Annotated in this window: 19 protein-coding genes; all 19 read right to left on the minus strand. The window is 56.9% G+C overall.

Going from position 1 to position 15,427, the window contains the following annotated elements; all coding sequences use genetic code 11:
• Positions 1-13 precede the first annotated feature (13 nt).
• The 19 genes from dxs to spoIIIAA all read right to left on the minus strand — a co-directional run bounded on the left by dxs (position 14) and on the right by spoIIIAA (position 15,353).
• Complete coding sequence (gene dxs / locus AC0YNU_RS10170) at positions 14-1,912, minus strand: 1-deoxy-D-xylulose-5-phosphate synthase (protein WP_475755833.1); 1,899 nt, start codon at positions 1,910-1,912, stop codon at positions 14-16.
• A 103-nt stretch (positions 1,913-2,015) separates the two neighbouring features.
• Positions 2,016-2,927 (minus strand): polyprenyl synthetase family protein, encoded by a 912-nt coding sequence (locus AC0YNU_RS10175; RefSeq protein WP_475755835.1) that lies wholly within the window; start codon positions 2,925-2,927, stop codon positions 2,016-2,018.
• A gap of 2 nt (positions 2,928-2,929) precedes the next feature.
• Positions 2,930-3,202, minus strand: coding sequence for an exodeoxyribonuclease VII small subunit (gene xseB, locus AC0YNU_RS10180; protein WP_475755837.1), 273 nt, complete (start codon positions 3,200-3,202; stop codon positions 2,930-2,932).
• 3 nt (positions 3,203-3,205) lie between these two features.
• Positions 3,206-4,558, minus strand: coding sequence for an exodeoxyribonuclease VII large subunit (xseA, locus tag AC0YNU_RS10185; protein ID WP_475755839.1), 1,353 nt, complete (start codon positions 4,556-4,558; stop codon positions 3,206-3,208).
• A 6-nt stretch (positions 4,559-4,564) separates the two neighbouring features.
• Positions 4,565-5,425, minus strand: a complete 861-nt coding sequence (folD, locus tag AC0YNU_RS10190) for a bifunctional methylenetetrahydrofolate dehydrogenase/methenyltetrahydrofolate cyclohydrolase FolD (RefSeq protein ID WP_475755841.1) — start codon at positions 5,423-5,425, stop codon at positions 4,565-4,567.
• A 114-nt stretch (positions 5,426-5,539) separates the two neighbouring features.
• Positions 5,540-5,992 (minus strand): transcription antitermination factor NusB, encoded by a 453-nt coding sequence (gene nusB, locus AC0YNU_RS10195; protein WP_161696306.1) that lies wholly within the window; start codon positions 5,990-5,992, stop codon positions 5,540-5,542.
• 103 nt (positions 5,993-6,095) lie between these two features.
• Positions 6,096-6,329 carry a DUF2273 domain-containing protein gene (locus AC0YNU_RS10200; protein ID WP_475755844.1) on the minus strand — a complete coding sequence of 78 codons (234 nt, stop codon included), beginning with the start codon at positions 6,327-6,329 and terminating at the stop codon, positions 6,096-6,098.
• Positions 6,330-6,340: 11 nt separating this feature from the next.
• Complete coding sequence (amaP, locus tag AC0YNU_RS10205) at positions 6,341-6,904, minus strand: alkaline shock response membrane anchor protein AmaP (RefSeq protein ID WP_475755846.1); 564 nt, start codon at positions 6,902-6,904, stop codon at positions 6,341-6,343.
• A 107-nt stretch (positions 6,905-7,011) separates the two neighbouring features.
• On the minus strand, positions 7,012-7,419 hold the full coding sequence (locus AC0YNU_RS10210) for an Asp23/Gls24 family envelope stress response protein (RefSeq protein WP_475755848.1): 408 nt from the start codon (positions 7,417-7,419) through the stop codon (positions 7,012-7,014).
• Between the two features lie 132 nt (positions 7,420-7,551).
• Positions 7,552-8,922 carry an acetyl-CoA carboxylase biotin carboxylase subunit gene (gene accC, locus AC0YNU_RS10215; RefSeq protein ID WP_475755850.1) on the minus strand — a complete coding sequence of 457 codons (1,371 nt, stop codon included), beginning with the start codon at positions 8,920-8,922 and terminating at the stop codon, positions 7,552-7,554.
• A 62-nt stretch (positions 8,923-8,984) separates the two neighbouring features.
• Positions 8,985-9,464 carry an acetyl-CoA carboxylase biotin carboxyl carrier protein gene (gene accB, locus AC0YNU_RS10220; protein WP_475755852.1) on the minus strand — a complete coding sequence of 160 codons (480 nt, stop codon included), beginning with the start codon at positions 9,462-9,464 and terminating at the stop codon, positions 8,985-8,987.
• A 222-nt stretch (positions 9,465-9,686) separates the two neighbouring features.
• The gene (locus AC0YNU_RS10225; protein ID WP_475755854.1) at positions 9,687-10,418 is read right to left on the minus strand and encodes a SpoIIIAH-like family protein; all 732 of its coding nucleotides are present in this window, start codon (positions 10,416-10,418) and stop codon (positions 9,687-9,689) included.
• 36 nt (positions 10,419-10,454) lie between these two features.
• Entirely contained in the window at positions 10,455-11,096 is a 642-nt protein-coding gene (spoIIIAG, locus tag AC0YNU_RS10230; RefSeq protein WP_475755856.1) for a stage III sporulation protein AG, read from the minus strand.
• Between the two features lie 17 nt (positions 11,097-11,113).
• Positions 11,114-11,836: a stage III sporulation protein AF gene (spoIIIAF, locus tag AC0YNU_RS10235; RefSeq protein WP_475755858.1), complete on the minus strand. Its 723-nt coding sequence runs from the start codon at positions 11,834-11,836 to the stop codon at positions 11,114-11,116.
• Positions 11,837-11,905: 69 nt separating this feature from the next.
• The gene (spoIIIAE, locus tag AC0YNU_RS10240; protein WP_475755860.1) at positions 11,906-13,174 is read right to left on the minus strand and encodes a stage III sporulation protein AE; all 1,269 of its coding nucleotides are present in this window, start codon (positions 13,172-13,174) and stop codon (positions 11,906-11,908) included.
• Positions 13,175-13,179: 5 nt separating this feature from the next.
• Positions 13,180-13,575, minus strand: a complete 396-nt coding sequence (spoIIIAD, locus tag AC0YNU_RS10245; protein WP_475755862.1) for a stage III sporulation protein AD — start codon at positions 13,573-13,575, stop codon at positions 13,180-13,182.
• A gap of 37 nt (positions 13,576-13,612) precedes the next feature.
• A complete protein-coding gene (gene spoIIIAC, locus AC0YNU_RS10250; protein WP_161696286.1) occupies positions 13,613-13,816 on the minus strand; it encodes a stage III sporulation protein AC in 204 nt (67 codons plus the stop codon).
• Between the two features lie 15 nt (positions 13,817-13,831).
• On the minus strand, positions 13,832-14,350 hold the full coding sequence (gene spoIIIAB / locus AC0YNU_RS10255) for a stage III sporulation protein SpoIIIAB (protein ID WP_475756255.1): 519 nt from the start codon (positions 14,348-14,350) through the stop codon (positions 13,832-13,834).
• A complete protein-coding gene (gene spoIIIAA / locus AC0YNU_RS10260) occupies positions 14,343-15,353 on the minus strand; it encodes a stage III sporulation protein AA (RefSeq protein ID WP_475755866.1) in 1,011 nt (336 codons plus the stop codon). Before spoIIIAA ends, spoIIIAB begins: the two co-directional genes overlap by 8 nt.
• Between the last annotated feature and the right edge of the window lie 74 nt (positions 15,354-15,427).

Raw genomic sequence — 15,427 nt, forward strand, 5'->3', positions numbered from 1 at the left:
AATCTCCTGTTTCTTATACCTGGCCGGGTACGCGCTTGCGAAGGCGCGGCAGCAGCGTAATCAATTCGCCCGCGACACGATCAGGCGTCAAACCGACTTCAAGGCGCTGCTCTTTCACGGAGCCATGCTCCACGAATAGATCGGGAACGCCGACGATACGTACGCGCATGTCGTCCCGATGATGCAGCGAGTAAAACTCCATGATCGCGCTGCCTAAACCGCCCTGCTCCGAGCCTTCTTCCAGCACGAGCATCGGCAGCCCTTCGTCCGCGATCTTCAGAAGCATCGATTCGTCCAACGGCTTAATGAAACGCGCATTGATGACGCGGACATTCAAGCCTTCGCGCTTCAGCAGCTCAGCCGCTTCCTCGGCTACCGCAATCATCGGACCGATCGCCGCGATGACCGCGGAATCGCCATCACGCAGCGTTTCCCACGTGCCGAACGGAATCGGCCTCATCTCTTTCTCGATCGTAACGCCGAGACCGCTTATCCGCGGATAACGAATCGCGATCGGACCGTCGTCGTAATCAACGGCCGTCTTCATCATGCGGCGAAGCTCGTTCTCGTCCTTCGGCATCATGATGGCCATATTCGGAATATGGCGCAGGAACGGAATGTCATAGACGCCCTGATGCGTCTCGCCGTCCGCTCCTACAAATCCGGCACGGTCGATCGCGAACACGACGTTTGCGTTCTGCCGGCAAATATCATGCACGACTTGATCGTATGCGCGCTGCAGGAACGTGGAGTAGACGGCATAGACCGGCTTCAGACCTTCCATGGCCAGCGCGGCGCACATGGTAGCCGCATGCTGCTCCGCGATGCCGACGTCGATCATGCGGTCGGGATATCGCTCCGCGAATTTCAGCAGTCCGGATCCGCCCGGCATCGCAGGCGTGACGGCGACGATTCGTTTGTCCTGCTCCGCCAAATCCATCAGCGCGTCGCTGAACACTTCCGTATACATCGGAGGTCCGACGGCCTTCAGCATCTGGCCGGATTCGATTTTGTACGGCGAAGCGCCGTGCCATTTGAACGAATCCGCTTCCGCCGGCGAATAGCCTTTCCCTTTGACGGTCAGCACGTGCACGAGCACCGGACCCGGCACGCGGCTTGCCTGATCGAGCAACTCGGTGAGCTGCGTCAGGTCGTGTCCATCAACCGGTCCCAAATAGGTGAAACCGAACTGTTCGAACAAAATGCCGCTCATCAGCAAATATTTGATGCTGTCTTTGAGCCGTTCCGCGGTTTTGGCCAGCTTGCCGCCGATCGCAGGGATTTTGTTCAAGAACTGATTCAGCTCTTCCTTCGCCTTCTGATAGTGACGGTCCGTACGGATTTTGCCAAGATAGTGATGCATGGCTCCGACGTTAGGCGCGATCGACATTTCATTGTCGTTCAGGATGACCATCAGGTTCTTCTTCTCATGGCCGATATGGTTGAGCGCTTCCAGCGCCATTCCGCCCGTCAGCGCGCCGTCGCCGATCACGGCAACGACCTTGTTCTTGTCGCCCTTCAAATCGCGGGCAAGCGCCATGCCCATGGCAGCGGAGAGCGAAGTGCTGCTGTGTCCAGCTTCCCAGACGTCATGCGGGCTTTCGGAGCGCTTCACGAAACCGCACAGTCCCTTATATTGACGCAATGTATCGAACTGGTCCCTGCGGCCAGTCAACATTTTATGGACGTATGATTGATGGCCCACATCGAAAATAAACTTATCCTGCGGGCTGTCGAATAAATAATGCAGCGCTAAGGTAAGCTCGACAACTCCTAAATTAGGAGCAAGATGTCCGCCCGTCGCCGACAGTTTCTCGATCAGAAACGTGCGAATCTCGGCCGCCAGCTGCTCCAGCTGCGCGATCGACAAGGACTTCAAATCTTTGGGCTCGTTGATATGTTCAAGCAACACGATCGTTCCTCGCTTTCCCGGCTTACAGTCCCCGTTGTCCAACTTTCGTCAAACGTGGCTAAATTATATCATAGTTCGCTGCAGAAGCCCATGACCGGGGCATCTAATGGTCTCTGCTCATCAGATAATCAGCGATCGCATGCAGCCTATCCGGCATCGCGAGCTTCGCTTCGTCAAGCGCCTGCTTCGCTTCCTGCGTTAGACGCTCGACGAGCTTCTCGCTCGCTTCCATGCCGATCAAGTACGGATAGGTCACCTTCTGTTCTTCCACGTCGCTTTGGACCGGTTTGCCCAGTTTTGCTTCGTCGCCGACCAAATCCAAGATATCGTCTTGAATCTGGAAGGCCAGCCCCAGCTTGCGTGCAAACGTCTGCAGCGCATCGAGCTGACGAGGCGATGCTCCTCCGATACGCGCGCCGGCAAGCACCGAGAAGACGACGAGATCGCTTGTCTTATGCAGATGAATATATTCGAGCTCTTCGAGCGAGGTCACGCCCTGCTCGCCAAGCATGTCGGCCGCCTGTCCGCCTACCATCCCAGGCGCGCCGGCGAGTCTCGCAAGATCAGACACGATCGCGAGCGCGGTTTCCGGTGAAGCGCCAAGGGCGGATGAACGCGTTACGGCGTAAAAGGCATGCGTCAGCAGCCCATCCCCGGCCAAAATCGCCATCGCTTCGCCGTACACCTTATGGTTCGTCGGTTTACCCCGCCGATAATCGTCGTTATCCATCGCAGGCAAGTCGTCATGGATAAGCGAGTACGTATGGATCATTTCAATTGCGCATGCGATAGGCATCGCGATATTTCGTGCATTCGCATTCTGGCTGACGGCTTCCGCCGCGCTAAGGACGAGTATCGGCCGAAGCCTTTTGCCTCCTGCCTCCAGGGAATACATCATCGCTTCCCGAAGTGCCGGCGGGATATCCCATTCCTGCGGGATGGAAGCGCGCAGCGCTTCTTCGATTTCCAGGACGGAGCGATTTAAATAGTCTGATAGCGAAATCGACGTTTTCACGCTTAATCCCCTTTATCCTCGTTCGCGGGCGCAAACGGTTTTCGTTGTAGGCCGTTCTCGGACTCGATCAACACTTCGATCTTCCGTTCGACTTGCTCGAGCTTGGAGCCGCAAAGCTGCGAGAGCTTCATGCCTTCCTGGAACAGCTCGATCGCCGTTTCCAGCGGTACGTCGCCGCTTTCAAGCTTGCCGACGATGTCCTCGAGACGCTCCATGGCCGCTTCGAAGCTGAATTCTTCCGCTGCCTTTTCTTTTTCTTTCTCTTTCGCCGCCATCGTTTACGCCTCCCCTTTCAATCCCCAAACCTGGCATTCCAACTGACCATCCGACACTTTCACGTGAATCAAATCGCCAAGCTGGACGTCCGAAACGGACTTGACCAGTTTATTTCCATGCTCGTCATATACTAAACTATACCCTCTCGACATGACTTTAAGCGGGCTTAACGCATCTAATTGGCGCATCGAGGCAAGCAGCTGCAGGCGTTTGCCCTTCACATCTGCTGCCATGCTGGATTCCAGACGAGCCGTAGTCGACTGCAGCTGCTTCGAAGCTAGCGCAGCTCTAGCACCGGGATGTGCCCGGTTCAATGCATTATGGAGGTTTCGATAGGATACGCGATTACGTTCCGCCAGCCTTAACGCCCGATTTCGAAGACGTTCCCGCATCACGTCGAGCAGCTGCGTTTGTTGCAGAACGTATTTGCGCGGATTCAAGAACACGGGCGACCGGCGAAGCCGGGCAAGCCTTTCTTGTCGTCCTTGAAGCGTCATGCGAAGCATCTGCGTCAGCCTGGACTCCATATGGGTCAGCTTCGATTGCAGCTCATGCACGCTCGTCACTGCCAATTCCGCAGCCGCCGTAGGCGTAGCCGCCCTTAAATCCGCCACGAAATCCGCGATGGTAAAGTCGGTCTCATGACCGACTGCGGATATAACCGGAATATACGAAGCGGCAATGCTCCGAGCGACGGCTTCCTCATTGAATGCCCATAGCTCTTCTAACGAACCGCCGCCCCGGCCAATTATTAATACGTCGACTTCGCCCAAACGGTTCATGTTTTCGATCGCCTTGACGATCGAAGGCGCAGCTCCCGTTCCCTGCACGGATACAGGAAAAAGCAGCACCGGCACGGAAGGGTGTCGGCGCTGCAGCGTAATCAATATATCCCGCACGGCGGCTCCGGTTGCGGACGTAATGACGCCGATCGCTTTCGGAAACTTGGGGATCGGGCGCTTGCGCGCTGCATCGAACAGCCCTTCGTCCTGCAGCTTGCGCTTCAACTGCTCGTAAGCGAGATACAGACTGCCGACGCCGTCCGGCTGCATGGACGTGCAATAGAACTGATAATTCCCGTCCCGCTCGTATACGGAAATATTGCCGCGCGCCAGCACCTTGGCGCCTTCCTTCGGTATAAAAGGAAGACGCTGATTATGCGAGGCGAACATGATGCATTTCAGCCGGCTGTCCTTGTCCTTCAGCGTAAAATACATATGCCCGCTGGAGTGGTGCGTGAAATTCGAAATTTCGCCGCGCAGCCACACGTCGCTCAGGAGGCCGTCCGATTCCAGCTTCATCCCGATGTAGCGGTTGATTTCTTTGATCGAAAATACGCGCGCTCGGTCAGCCATGCCGGATCACTCCTTCGCTGCTTGTTGTTGTTTCGCCGCTTTCAACGTGTTTTGCATGAGCATCGTAATGGTCATCGGACCTACGCCGCCAGGAACCGGAGTAATGTAGCCGGCCGTATCCAGAACGTCCTCGTAATTCACGTCTCCCGCAAGCTTGCCGCTCTCAAGACGGTTGATACCCACGTCGATGACGACAGCGCCCGGTTTCACGAATTCGCGTCCGATGGCGTTTGCTTTGCCGATCGCGACGACCAGAATGTCGGCCGTTTTCGCAAGATCAGCCATATTGGCCGTTCGGGAGTGGCAAATGGTCACGGTCGCATGCTCGCGAAGCAGCAGCATCGACACGGGTTTTCCGACAATGTTGCTGCGGCCGATAACAACGGCGTGCTTGCCCGCGATTTCAATCCCGGTCCGCTTAATCAGCTCGATTACGCCTGCCGGCGTGCAAGGTAGGAGGCTATCGTCGCCGATGACCAGGTTGCCTACGCTGACGGGATGGAAGCCATCCACGTCTTTGGCGGCACTGATGGCGTCGATAACCGATTTTTCATCGATATGTTTGGGCAACGGAAGCTGCACGAGTATGCCGTGTATCGTATCTTGGCGGTTGAGCTGATCAATAAGGGCAAGAAGATCTTCTTGGGTTGTCGTTGCCGACAGCTTATGTACTTCGGAATAGAAGCCCAATTGCTGACAAGCCTTTTCTTTGCTTCCCACGTATACCTTCGATGCCGGGTCTTCGCCGACGAGTACGACGGCAAGGCCGGGGATAATGCCCTGCGCGGCCAGTTTCGCCGTTTCTTCGCCGATTTCGATCCGAATGGCGTCCGAGATTGCTTTTCCTTCGATACGTTGTGCAGTCACTTCGATCGCTCCTCATATGAATCCCCGCAGGGCTTGATTGTCGGAAGCCCCTTACGCCAGAAGGCCGCAAGGGGCTAGTCTTACCGCCATGGACGGCGGTTATTGACCGGCGGCTTACGCTTTCGGTTTAAGCTCGTCGAGCGCATGAAGCAGGCGTCCGAGAACGCCGTTGACGAATCTGCCGGACTCATCGGTTCCGAAATGCTTGGCCAACTCGATCGCTTCATTAATGATCGCTTTCGGCGGCGCATCATCGCGGAATACGAGCTCATAACAGGCAAGCCTTAGAATTTGACGGTCCACGCGCGAAAGCCGGTCCACCTGCCAGCCCGTCAAATAATGCTGCAGCATGTCGTCGATCGCCGCTTTATGCTCGATAACGCCTTGAAGCAGGCTGCGAATATAGTCATCGACTTTGCCTACGTCCGCTGCATCGGCCTCGATTTCATTCTCGGCATGCACCTCGTCGACCAGCATGTCCACCGCGGAAGCGGTCGTCGCCTCTTCGTTCATTTCCATTTGGTACAAGCTTTGTACCACGATTTCGCGTGCTAACCTTCGTTTCATATGTGATCTGTCCGCTCCTTAAAAAAATGCTTCATCAAAATATGATCTCCTCCCTGCCCCGAACGGATGCCGCATCGTCCGGGGTACGGAGGAGACCATAGTGCTATTTGAACGGGCGCCATCGCTCCGTCAGCCATTCCAGCATTCGCTGCCAAGGAAAGATAGGACCGCTGTGCTCGTCCTTCATCTTGCCGATTGCATAACCGGCCCAAAGCAGCAGGCCGAAAAACAGCATATCCCAAAATCCTACGATAAAATAAAGAAGTCCAAGAACGACGCCTACGGTAACGCCGGCGATCCGTCCCCCATAGGTTGTCCAGATTTCCCTCCACAACATCGGCATCACCCCTATTCTACACGGCTTTTAAAGTTCGCGGTTTGGATGATGTTCGCGACGTAAACGGACACATTCGCTACTGGAATGCCGGTGATTTCCTCTACATGGGATTTAACCGACCGCTGGATGTCCTCCGTCAATGTCGGAATGGAGCTCTCGCCGTCCGCGATGGCACGCAGCGAAACTTCGATTCCCGTCTCGCCGATTCGGATCCGCGCCTTCAAATCCTTCACGCCGCGCTGACGTGCAGCGGCTTTAAGCGCCAGATTCTCGACCGTCTCCAGCGATATTCGAATATCGCCAAACTCCGTCCGCTGATCAATGGAAGGAGCGGAAGCATTGCTGCGCCGAAGCGAAACGTAGAAGAAGCGAAGACTGATCAGGAACACGACCGCCGCCGTCGTGACGACCGTCAGTTGCAGCCAGCGCATGTCGCCGCTGTACAAATTATGTACGAGATTGCTCAGCCATTCTTCCGGAAACCAATAAACCCCAGCGCTGAACGCGATGGCGGCCGCAGCTCCGATGGCGAGGCTGTAAATGAATAACAGCAGCTTGTCCAACACTCTTATCAACGACAATACCTCCTTGAAGCGGATGAGAAGACTAGATAAAACCCCCTAGCGCCGAGCGGCAAGCCCAACCACTAGGGGGTATGAGTCATTCGTTTCTACGTGAAGGTTTATTTGACGCGAAGCAAGACATCGTCCGCTTCCAGTTTCTCCGTTGACTTGAAATGAACGTCGTGAATGTGAACGTTCACTTCGATGACTTGGAGTCCGGTCATCGTTTCGATCGAGCGCTTGACGTTACGTTGAATTTCCGAAGCAATCTCCGGAATTCGGTTGCCGTATTCCACGATAATGGAGACGTCTACGGCCGCTTCGCGCTGTCCGACTTCGACTTTAACGCCCTTCGACAAATTTTTGCGACCCAGAAGCTCGGCAATGCCGCCGGCGAATCCGCCGCTCATGCCCGCTACGCCTTGAACCTCGATCGTCGCAAGACCAGCAATGATTTCAATGACCTCGGGTGCGATTTGAATAGTGCCCATGTCTGTTCTCTCATAGTCCGCTGCCAGCGTACTCATGGTTATCCTACACCTCCCGTAAAGTTGCGTGCCTTCAGCCGCAAGCCGATAGCTTATCCGCTCCGCTTCTTATTCCTATACTATAGCATTCTGGCGGAAATATGACAAACCGCGCAGAACTTGTTTCAGCCCCTATTCCTGCGTGAATTCATCCGGATTATTGATGTCATGCTCCTCGAGGAACTTGATATCGAAGTTGCCCTTGACGAACATCGGATGGTTCAGCAGCTTGAGGTGGAAAGGAATCGTCGTGCGGATACCTTCGATGGCAAACTCCGAAAGCGCGCGCTTCATCCGGGCGATCGCGTCCTCGCGCGTGGCTCCCCACACGATCAGCTTCGCAATCATGGAATCATAGTGCGGCGAGATGACGTAGCCTGGATATGCGCCGCTGTCCACGCGCACGCCTAAGCCGCCCGGCGGCAAGTAAAACTGGATCTGCCCCGGCGACGGCAGGAACCCGCGTTCGGAATCCTCCGCGTTGATCCGGCATTCGATAGACCAGCCATTGATCTTGAGTTCATCCTGCGTGATCGACAACGGATTGCCTTCAGCGACGGATATCATCTCTTTGATCAAATCAACGCCCGTAATAAGCTCCGTGACCGGATGCTCGACCTGGATGCGCGTGTTCATTTCCATGAAGTAGAACTTGCCGTCCGGTCCGAGCAGGAACTCAAGCGTACCGGCACCCGCATAATTCACGGCCTGCGCCGCGCGTACCGCAGCCTGTCCCATCCGTTCGCGAAGCGCCGGGCTGAGAACCGGGCAAGGCGCTTCTTCGAGCAGTTTCTGGCGGCGGCGCTGAATCGAGCAGTCGCGCTCGAACAGATGCACCGCATTGCCGTGCTTGTCTGCCATAATTTGAATCTCGACGTGCTTCATGCCCGTCAAATATTTCTCGAGATATACGCCTGCGTTGCCGAACGCCTTCTGCGCTTCTTGCTGAGCCGTCGTAATCTGCGAGATGAGCGACTCTTCGTTCTCGGCGATCCGGATCCCTTTGCCGCCGCCTCCGGCAGTCGCTTTGATAATAACCGGATAACCGATTTCGCGCGCGACGCGAATCGCATCGTCCATATCTTCGACCAGTCCGTCGGAGCCTGGAATAATCGGCACATCCGCTTGCTTCATCGTCGATTTCGCGACCGCTTTATCGCCCATCTTGCTGATGGCCTGCGGGGAAGGACCGATGAACGTCACGCCGCAGGATTCGCAAATCTCCGCGAAATCCGCGTTTTCCGCCAGGAATCCATAGCCCGGGTGAATGGCATCGCAATTGGTCAACGTCGCGACGCTCATGATGTTCGTCAGGTTCAGATAGCTGTCCTTGGAAGCGACGGGTCCGATACAGTAAGCCTCGTCCGCAAGTCGAACGTGCAGCGATTCGCGGTCGGCCTCCGAGTAAACGGCGACGGTCTCAATGCCGAGCTCGCGGCAGGCGCGAATGATACGAACGGCGATTTCGCCGCGGTTGGCAATCAAAATTTTGTTGAATTTCACGGTAAAACTCCTCTCGTGTCCATTGGTTCCGGTTCCGTCTTCGCGTAGCGCCCAGAAGCGGCTTATTCCGGTTTCACAAGGAACAACGGCTGTCCGTATTCGACCAGTTGTCCGTTCTCGACGAGAATTTCAACGATTTCGCCGCGCACTTCGGCTTCCAGCTCATTCATCAGCTTCATCGCTTCGAGAATGCAGACGATCGACTTGTCGTTGATGCGGTCGCCTACGTTTACGAATGCAGGCTTGTCCGGAGAGGACGCGCGGTAGAACGTGCCGACCATCGGCGATACGATCTGGTGGTAGTTGTTTTGTGGAGCAGCTTGTGGAGCTGGCGCAGCCGGTGCCGCCTGAACTTCCACTTGGGGTTGGGAAGCCTGCGTATATGTAGGAACGATTGGCGCGGCTTGCTGAATGTTCACCACTTCGGTTTTGCCGGGCTTACGGATCATGAGACGTGCGCCGTCGTTTTCAATTTCAAGTTCATGGACCGAGGTCCCGTCAACCAGCTTGATCAGTTCTTTAATCTCGCTCAGCTTAAACATCGTTTCACTCCTAAAAGTTTTTGCATCCTCTTTGCGGGACGCTCGCGATCGCTTGATTGTAAGCGCTGTGTTTGCAACCATACAAAAGCGGTGCAAATTTCCAAACCTGCACATAGCAGAATTTATTATACCATAAATGTGGCGGAACACGAACCCCCATTTTATACAGCCCGCTTGGAAAAAGCCCCGCAGCCGCGAATCGGCTACGGGGCATGGTTCCATTTACTTCACATACTGGATCGTCAGTTGGTCGGGTGTCAGGCCCAATTCGGTTATCGCGGCGGTGAGGATGCTGTCCGCCTGGCTGCGTTCCAGCTTGTCGCTTTGCACGACGATTTTGTAGCGGCCCGAGACATCCGGCACGACGGCTGCATTGCCGTATTGCTTGGACAGTTCCTCTTCGAGGCTCGTGATCTTCGCGTTCTTGTCTTCAAGCAAATTCACTTGATCCATGGAGCTTGCGGCGTCTTTCTCGCTTAGCTTCGTATCGGAGACCTGGCCCATCAGCTTGTTGAATTCTTCGAAGTACGATTGGTCGCGCTGCTCCTGCAGTTGGCTGAACACGCTGGCGGCAACGCCGCCGGCGCTCTCGATTTCCTTCAGCAGCTCTTCTTCCGTCTTGCCCGCATTCGCGCTGTCGCCCGAAGCGTTCGCCGTGCTATCGGCCGTATCGCCAGCATCCTTCGACGTTCCACTGTTGTCGGCCGCCGCGCTGTCATTCGTCGTATTGTCAGCTTCGTCTCCCGTCACTTCGTCCGCAATGATGGCATTGTCGCCGTTTGCCGTCCCCGAAGCTTCCGTCGCGTCGCTGTCCGCGCTCTGCTGCTGCGTGCCGTCCGTCGTCACGATATCCGATGGCGTGCTGACGTCTTCCGTGAACAAATAATACGCCGATAAGATCACCATTAAGCTGAGCATCGACACGAGCCAAATCGTTTGCCTTTTGTTGTTCATTGTTTTACTGCCTCCCTTTTCATTGTCCCAATGGGTTTATTGTTGCTTGCGGGGAATAACCGAGATTCGGTTGACCGCAACGTTAAGACCTTTCTCGACCGCATCGATAATGAGCCTGCGCACCGTGCCGTTCTCGGCGCCTTGCGCGACGATAAGCACGCCTCTGATCTTCGGCTGAATCCGCTTGATGATGATCGGTGATCGTTCTCCAGCTGTATCGTAAAGGACGACTTGGCCCTCTTTCGTAATGGAGGTAATGCTGCGCTTGCCGCCGTTCTTATCCGTCTCGTTCGTGATCTGCTGCGATTCCTTCTCGTCGATCGCCGTGACGACCTCTTCCGTCGAATCGACCATGACCATCACGTCGAGCGGCCCTACGCCGACGATGGTTTGCAGAATCTCCTTCAGCCTGCTTTCGAGCGGCTGCTCGATATCGTCGAACGAACTGCCGCCGGACTTGCTTCCCGCGATAACGGATTGGTCGTCCGGAGGAGCGCCTGCTTGCTGCGTTTGATCCTGCGACTGAGGAACCTTCTGAAACGATAGGAACGAATTCATGAGCATCAGCGCCGCGCCTACTCCGCCGATCACGAGCAGCCAGCGAAGCGTGCGCACCCGCTTCGGTCCTCCATTTCCTTTGCCTATCGTCGTCTCCAGCCCCTCCAGCCATTTGGCCAACGTCGTTCTCCCCTTTCCTACCTTGCGGACGCCCCGTCCGGCACTTGCTCCAGCACTTCCACGAGGGCCGGGTTGACGGACCAGCCTTCTCGCAGCACGGATTTGACGGCTGCCGCGATCGTGTCGGATACAGGCTTGACCTGCGACTCCTCGCCGTTCGGGGATGGCGCTGCCGGCGGCGGATCAATGTTCACCTGCACAGCCTGCACCTCTTCTACAACCGCGTTATCCTCGCCGCCGCTTGCTGCGCTTCCTTCTTCATCCGGCTCTGACGGCTTAGCCGCTGCCAGCGTGACACTGACGCTGCCGATTTGAGCGGGCTGGCCTTTTCCCGCCGCCTTCATCCGCACCTCTACCGCAGCAGCCCGAAGACCGGTGGCCTGCTCGATGCCGGCTGTCATCGCCTCTTCGATTTGCTTCTCGGCCAGCGCGGAAGCCGATGCCGCTTCTTGCTTCTTCAATACGGAGGCATTTTCTTGAATGTCCTGAAGCGTCGGCATATGCAGCTCTTTGGCCGGATCCGTGTTGAACCAATGCTCGACCTCGGTATCCAGCTTCGCGCTGAAGTCGCCTTGCAGCACCCGAATGATCGGTGTCAGGATGGTCAGCAGAACGATCAGTCCGGCTACCAGCCTGACGTAACGCTGCATCGACTTGTTCGGCAGCAGCAGGTCGATGAACCCTGCCAGCAGCACGACCGCTATGATTTGCTGCAGCCATACGGCCAGCCAATTCAGCATGTCATCGCCTCCCAAGGTGAAACGGCTATTGCCGTCCTTCCGGAGGCGCGTTAAGTCTCTATCCCTCCGCTATTTCATCATGACGGCCGCATTGCCCGCTGTCAGGATGATCGTGATGGCCAGAAAAAACATCAGGCCGACCGCCGCCAGCGCGGCGAAGACGTAGATGAGCGTCTTCCCGATCGTCTGCAGGCAGCCGACGATGGGACTGTCGCCGAGCGGCTGCATGACGGCCGCGGACACGTTGTAGATCAAAGCAAGCGTAATGATTTTGATGGCCGGGAAAGCACATAGGAACAAAATAATCACGACGCCGGCGATGCCAATGGCGTTCTTCACGAGCAACGAGGCCGACATGACCGTATCCGCCGCGTCGGAGAAGGTTCGCCCGATAACCGGAACGAAGTTGCCGGTAACGAATTTGGCGGTTCGCATCGTCACCCCGTCCGTCACGGAGCCTGTCGCCCCCTGAACGGAGATGACGCCGAGGAAGACCGTCAGCATGACCCCCATCAGCCCGACAGCGACGTTACGAAGGACGTTGGCCAGCTGGGTTACCTTGAACCTGTCCGACAGCGAGCTGGCGATATGCAGGACGGCGGAGAAGAACAGCATCGGAAACACGACCGTATAGATGACCGTTCCCACCGCGTGAATCATGAACACGATCAAGGGATGCATGACCGACACCGTCACGACGCTCCCCATTGTCGCCAGCAGCGTCAGCAGCAGCGGCACCATCGCCATCATGAACTGAATCATCCCGGTAATGGCATCCTTCGCGTAGCCGATCGCGACGTTGAAGCTGTTCACCGCAAGCACGATCATCACCATGTAGGTGATGCTGTATGCGACCTTGCTGACGGCATTACGTTCAAAGGCGGTTTGCATCGTCTCCAGCATCATGCTGAACACGGTCAGGATGACGATCGTCACGAGCAGCTTGCCATTGTACAGCACTTCGTGAAGCGCATACCGCAGCAGTCCCGACAGGACGGTCGTCAGCTTGAGCCCTTCGCCGCCCGGCATGATCATTTGGATGAAGCTCGGCACCTTATGATCGGGGAAAAAGCCCCCGTAGTCATTCATCAGCTGGTTCCAGTACTTCTCTACCGCGTCCGTGTCGATGCCCTGCAGCTGCTCGTCCGATACTTGCTTGTTTACGGCGTCCGCCTGCTGCCCGCTCCGTTCAGAAGCGGCATCATCGGCCTGCTGCTGTCCGGAAGCCGGCATGTCGGCCGATGCGGGCTCCGCCGCCGCGGCTGCCGGCAGGAACAACAGTAAGCCCCAGAACATTACGGCCGTTAAAACCAAGCAACGGATGAAACGCCGCCGCATGCTCATCAACTCCCTATCGGCAGAAGGCCTAGTACGGTTTCGACGATGACGCTTATAATCGGAACGGCCATGACGAGTATCAGGATCTTCCCCGCAAACTCGATCTTGGAGGCGATGCTCTCCTGACCGGCATCCCGGACGATCTGAGAACCGAATTCCGCGATATACGCGATTCCGATGATTTTGAGCACCGTCTTCAAATAAATGGAGGGAATTCCGGAACGGTCCGCGAGCTGCTCCAGCACGCTGATAACCGTTTCGATTTTGCCGATGACATATAGGAAAATGAACAATCCCGTGAAAGCCGCGAGCAGGAAGGCGAACATCGGCTTCTGTTCGCGGACGACGAGCGTGAGCACGGTTGCGACCAGGCCGAGCCCGACGATCTGGATGATTTCCACGCCTATTCACCCGCCTTGCCATTGTGCTTTGCCGTTGTCATTGAAACAGGAAGATCGTTTTGATCTCTTGAAACAGATCGTTCAAGAGCCGGATGACCATAAACAAGACGACGACGAAGCCGATCAGCGTTACCCATTGCGCCATGTCTTCTTTGCCCATCTGCTTCAGAACGGTATGGATCATGGCCGTAATGATGCCGATTCCGGCAATTTGGAAAATAGCGCTGACATCAATGTTCATGCTTCCGGCACCCCACTAAAGAATCAAAATGACGATCAGCGCGGCCGTGAGAACCCCCAAGCTTCGCCACATTTTCACGTACCGCACACCGTCCTGCCGTGCCGCGTCTTCCTCGAATTTCAGCTGCTGCACGGCAAGCTTCAGATGCTTCATCTGATCCTCGCGATCGCTGATGCCGAGATTATGGCCGAGGCGGACGAGTGCCGCCTGCTCCGGCTGACGCATGGCCGTGTGCGGCCATGCGTCCATAACCGCGGCTTCCCAGCTTTCCCTGAAGGTGGGCTCCCCGCCTTCCGCGAGCCGTTCGTTCACGGCTCTGAGGAGCGAGGCCGCCGGTTCCGGCACATGCGCCGCGCACCTGGCGACTGCTTCCGGCAGCGGCGTAAAGCCGTAGCCGATTTCGGTTTCCAGCCGCTGGAGCGCATGGATAAGCTGGCGGATCTGTTTCGGACGCGCGGCGTAACGGGCGGCTTGCTGCCAGCCGATCATGGTGCCGGCGAAGAGGATGAGCGCCGCTCCGATGAGCTTAACTATAACCTCCGCCTCCCTTCAGCGATGTCGGCTCTCGCGCGGCAGGCGCTCGAAACGCGGAAGAAGCTGGGAACACCCGGCCCGCGAGGCCCCCGGCCGTGCGCTGCAATTGGGCGCAGAGCTGGAAAGCGCCTGCCTCAAGCAGCCTTCCGATAACGGGCCTCGCACGAGCGTCTTCGAGATCGAGCGCATGCGCGGTCGCGATGACCGCTACGCCCGCGTGGCTCGCATCCAGGATGGCGGCCGCGTCTTCCTCGCGGCCGATCTCATCCACGATCAGAATTTCCGGCGACATGGAACGGAGCATCATCATCATGCCTTCCGCTTTGGGGCAGGCATCCAGCACGTCGGTTCTCGGCCCGACGTCGAAGGTCGGTACGCCCCTGACGCAGGCGGCGATCTCCGAACGCTCGTCGACGATGCCGACCTTCCGGCCAGGCCAGCCGGCTGCCGACGGATGTCCCCACGCGCCGCTGCTCGCCGCCCGGGCCAAATCGCGCACCAGCGTCGTCTTGCCCTGCTGCGGCGGCGCGATGACGAGCGTGGATTGCACCGTCTGCCGTTTATGGTCAAGCAGCTTGGGCAGCAGGCTTGCCGCCGCTCCGATGACTTCCCGCGCGATCCGCACGTTGAACGCCGCGATATCGCGGATGCCTCTTACGCTGCCGGCTTCCAGCACGGTTCTGCCGGCAAGGCCGATCCGATGGCCGCCGGCGACGGTAATATAACCGCGCTTCAGTTCTTCTTCCATCGCATACAAGGAATGATTCGTCACCCGCTCCAGCATTTTGCGGCAGACTTCCGGGGACGGCTTGTACGCTTCGTCCGGACGCGAGAGCGGCTGTCCGGCCGGGGAGAGAAACCAAAACCCGCTAGACGTCCCAATCTCCAGCGGCCGGCTTTCGCGAATGCGGATTTCTTCCAGTTCGTCTTTCAATCGTTCCGGCAAGCGGCTCATCACTTCGGCGAGCTCGGCAGGCAGCAAATGCTGCACTCCTTTAAGCATCCTGCATTCCTCCCGGCTTTGTTTGTCGGCTGTGCGGATGGCGACCTTGCTAGTTTCATAGAAGGATGGATTGT

The sequence above is a fragment of the Paenibacillus sp. J31P316 genome (assembly GCF_056269105.1).

Excerpts from the sequence above, each read along its gene's own strand:
- xseB (WP_475755837.1), bottom strand. The coding sequence starts at position 3,202 with ATGGCGGCGAAAGAGAAAGAAAAAGAAAAGGCAGCGGAAGAATTCAGC.
- xseA (WP_475755839.1), bottom strand. The coding sequence starts at position 4,558 with ATGGCTGACCGAGCGCGCGTATTTTCGATCAAAGAAATCAACCGCTAC.
- nusB (WP_161696306.1), bottom strand. The coding sequence starts at position 5,992 with ATGAAACGAAGGTTAGCACGCGAAATCGTGGTACAAAGCTTGTACCAA.
- AC0YNU_RS10200 (WP_475755844.1), bottom strand. The coding sequence starts at position 6,329 with ATGTTGTGGAGGGAAATCTGGACAACCTATGGGGGACGGATCGCCGGC.
- AC0YNU_RS10210 (WP_475755848.1), bottom strand. The coding sequence starts at position 7,419 with ATGAGTACGCTGGCAGCGGACTATGAGAGAACAGACATGGGCACTATT.
- accB (WP_475755852.1), bottom strand. The coding sequence starts at position 9,464 with ATGTTTAAGCTGAGCGAGATTAAAGAACTGATCAAGCTGGTTGACGGG.
- AC0YNU_RS10225 (WP_475755854.1), bottom strand. The coding sequence starts at position 10,418 with ATGAACAACAAAAGGCAAACGATTTGGCTCGTGTCGATGCTCAGCTTA.
- spoIIIAF (WP_475755858.1), bottom strand. The coding sequence starts at position 11,836 with ATGCTGAATTGGCTGGCCGTATGGCTGCAGCAAATCATAGCGGTCGTG.
- spoIIIAE (WP_475755860.1), bottom strand. The coding sequence starts at position 13,174 with ATGCGGCGGCGTTTCATCCGTTGCTTGGTTTTAACGGCCGTAATGTTC.
- spoIIIAC (WP_161696286.1), bottom strand. The coding sequence starts at position 13,816 with ATGAACATTGATGTCAGCGCTATTTTCCAAATTGCCGGAATCGGCATC.
- spoIIIAA (WP_475755866.1), bottom strand. The coding sequence starts at position 15,353 with ATGCTTAAAGGAGTGCAGCATTTGCTGCCTGCCGAGCTCGCCGAAGTG.